Origin of the sequence: Macrococcus carouselicus (assembly GCF_004359515.1) — a bacterium.
In the GTDB taxonomy this organism is placed as follows: Bacteria; Bacillota; Bacilli; order Staphylococcales; family Staphylococcaceae; genus Macrococcus; species Macrococcus carouselicus.
The window spans coordinates 1-393 of the sequence record NZ_SCWD01000029.1 but is presented as its reverse complement, the minus strand read 5'-3'; the positions used below and the strand labels follow the sequence as shown (position 1 = coordinate 393).

Annotated in this window: 1 protein-coding gene; it reads right to left on the bottom strand. The window is 35.1% G+C overall.

What is annotated here, in order from left to right; all coding sequences use genetic code 11:
• The coding region (locus ERX40_RS11375) for a hypothetical protein (protein ID WP_208001679.1) at nt 1–393 on the bottom strand (393 nt) is incomplete at both ends.

Below are 393 nucleotides of genomic sequence, written 5' to 3'. Positions count from 1 at the left end.
CTACTAAAGCGATTGTTTTGGTATAATCATCTTTTGCACCATAATAACAAACTTTTACTTCCGGGCTATTTCCCATAACATTACAACCATCATCATAACTGACAGCTAAGTCTTCTTTCGCTTTCATTGGAGCTGGATACAATGTCTGCCCTGTATTTAACTGCTCTGATAGCTCCACTTGTTTAGCTCCATTATAACCAGACGGTAAATCATCTGCTAAGCTATCTTCTTGATTAAGAAGAAGATAGGTCAATGGAAATGAAAGAATCAATGTAATCATAGCCGGGAAATAGAAAAACTGCAGACGCTTGTAACGATTTTTATCACGTAGAGGTTTCTCTAAATATTCTGTTAACAGATAAGCTATAACAATAGATGAAATCAGAATAATAC